Here is a 2,465-nt window from a genome sequence, read left to right on the forward strand (position 1 = left end):
CGGCAAGAAAGGCCGCGGGAATGAAGTAGGTGAAGAGCGCCAGGTTCATCACGGTGCGCCCGCCCCGCACGCGCAGCCGGCTGATCGCGAACGCGGCCGTGGTTGCGACGAACAGCGTGAGCGCCCCGACCGACAGCGCGATCAGCAGCGAGTTCCCCAGCTGCAGCCAGAAGTGGTCGAGGTAGAAGTGCTTCTGCTGGAACACGATGCGGAAGTTGTCCAGCGTCGGGTTCTTGGGCCACAGGTGGCCCGAGGTCGCGGAGTCCTTGGAGGAGATCGCGAACAGCACCATGTGGTAGACCGGGATCAGCGTCCACAGCAGCACCGGAATGCCGATCAGCAGCAGCCTGGCCTCGGTCGCTATGGCCTTGGGGGTCCAGCGTTTCATATCGTCCTCCGACGAGCCGCCTCTAGGAGGGCGAGCGCCCCCCCGGGGGGCAGCGAACACACGAAGTGGTGAGCGTGGGGGCTCATTTCGAGAGCCTTTTCATCATGAAGTAGACGAGTGGCAGGACGAGCGGCAGCGCCACCACGATCGATGCCATCGACAGGTCGACCTGGTCCAGCCGCAGATAGCGGATGCCCAAGGTTGCGAGCACGTGCGTCAGGTCGGCAGGTCCGCCGCCGGTCAGCAGGTAGACGCTGTTGAAGTCGCCCAGCGTCCAGATCATCGAAAGAATGAGGGACGTGACGTAGAGCGTCTTCAGCGCGGGCCAGCTCACGAAGCGGAACTTCTGCCACGTCGAGGCGCCGTCGACCGAAGCAGCTTCATACTGTTCGGCAGGAATGGCCAGCCGCCCTGCCACCAGGATCAGCGTCCAGAACGGCAGCGACTTCCATACGTGCACCACCATCGCCAGGGCCAGTGCCAGCGAAGGATCGTTGAGCCAGTTGGGACCATCCGCGCCGGTGAGGCGGAAGATGGTGCTGTTGATCACGCCCCACTCGGGGTTGAGCATGAAGCGGACCGACAGGATGGTGGGAATCGAGGGCATCGCCCATGGCAGGATGAAGACCGCCGAGACGATCTTGATCCACCAGCGCGATGTCACGAAGAAGCCCGAAAGCACCAGGGCCACGAGCATCTTGATGTTGATCGCCACGACCAGGAAGATGGCCGTGTTGATCACCGAGCGGAAGAAGATCGGGTCTTCGACCAGCTTGACGTAGCTTTGCGGATGGCGCGCGAGCCACAGCCCGTACCCCACCGGATAGAGCACGAACACCACGAACACCAGCAGGTAGGGCACGACCATGACCGCGCCCCAGAACTGCCAGCGCGCGTGCCGCGCCCCGAGATTGACAACAGGCGCCAGGGATGGCGCGGCGGTGGCAGTGGAGCTCATGCGAGTCGGCCCGGTGAAGGTGTTTTGGGGATGCGGCTTACTGCGCCGCGACCGTCTTGATGCGCGCGATCAGCTCGTCGACCGCCTTGTCCACCGGCACCTTGTCGGTGACGACGCGGCTCATGGCCTTGGCCCAGACGTTCTCGTTGTTGAGCACGGTGAACTTGTAGTTCTTGGTGAACTCGAAGGTCACGGTGCCGGCGGCGTACTGGTTGAACACCGACAGGCGATGGCGGTCGGCCTTCCAGAACGGGCTCGCCTGCGCGGCCTTGGTCACCGGGAACCAGCGGCCGAGCGAACCCTCGACGTACGGCGTGAGGTTCTCTTCCTGCATGAGGAAGGCAACGAACTCCTTGGCGCGCGCCTTGTTCTTGGCGTCCTTGAACACCACGCCGGTCTTCACCGCGGAGCGGTAGACCATCTTGCTGCCGTCAGGCTTGTTCGGAAAGCCCGCCGTGTGGATGCGCTCGGTGTAGTTCTTGCGCGCTTCCTCGCGCTGCTCGGGCGTGAGCGAGGCGTTGTTCGAATCGTCGAGCCACTTGGCGGCAATGGAGATGGTCGCGTTGTGCGTCATCACGGTCGTCTTGTTGTGGAAGGCGACGTTGTTGTCCGGGTCCTTCCAGCTGGTCGACGAGGGCGGCGTGCAGCCCTTCGTGTAGGGCGTGGTGTAGTCGGTCAAGGCGCTGATCAGGCCGGCGCGCACCTTGGGGTCGTCCACCAGCAGCTTGCCGCTGTCGTCCACCAGCTTGACGTTGTAGGCGTCCATGAAGGTCAGGAACGAATAGAAGGAATCGCTCGAATCCACGCCCATCGGCATGCCGATGCCGAAGGTGCGCTTGCCGGTCTGCTTGCGGCTGCCGGACTGCACCTTCTCGCACCAGAACGACCAGTAGTCCTTCCAGGCGGTGGGGATGTCGGACTCCTTGAACCCGGCCTCGTTGAGCATGTCGTTCCAGTACTCGATATGCATCGTCTGCTGCTTGATCGGGAACGCGTAGTAGGCCTTCTTCTTGGTCTGGTCGTTGTAGAGGAAGGCGGTCTCGAGCGTGTTGGGCGCGAAGCGGTCCTTCATGGGCGCGAGCACGCTGCCGATGTCCTCGAGCTTGCCGTCGTAGGCCC

The 2,465-nt window shown here is 63.4% G+C and carries 3 protein-coding genes; all 3 read right to left on the reverse strand.

Annotated elements, in window-relative coordinates; genetic code table 11:
* Positions 1-388 (reverse strand): ABC transporter permease family protein (locus AC1DOC_RS29310; RefSeq protein ID WP_478131084.1); only part of this gene is annotated, 388 nt, incomplete at its 3' end.
* 82 nt (positions 389-470) lie between these two features.
* Positions 471-1,346, reverse strand: a complete 876-nt coding sequence (locus AC1DOC_RS29315; RefSeq protein WP_018905526.1) for a carbohydrate ABC transporter permease — start codon at positions 1,344-1,346, stop codon at positions 471-473.
* Between the two features lie 37 nt (positions 1,347-1,383).
* Positions 1,384-2,465: ABC transporter substrate-binding protein (locus tag AC1DOC_RS29320; RefSeq protein ID WP_478131085.1), on the reverse strand; the 1,082-nt coding region annotated here is incomplete at its 5' end.

This window comes from Variovorax sp. 01T439_2 (assembly GCF_056398445.1).

Coding starts and splice junctions, on each gene's coding strand:
- AC1DOC_RS29315 (WP_018905526.1), bottom strand. CDS start 1,346: ATGAGCTCCACTGCCACCGCCGCGCCATCCCTGGCGCCTGTTGTCAAT.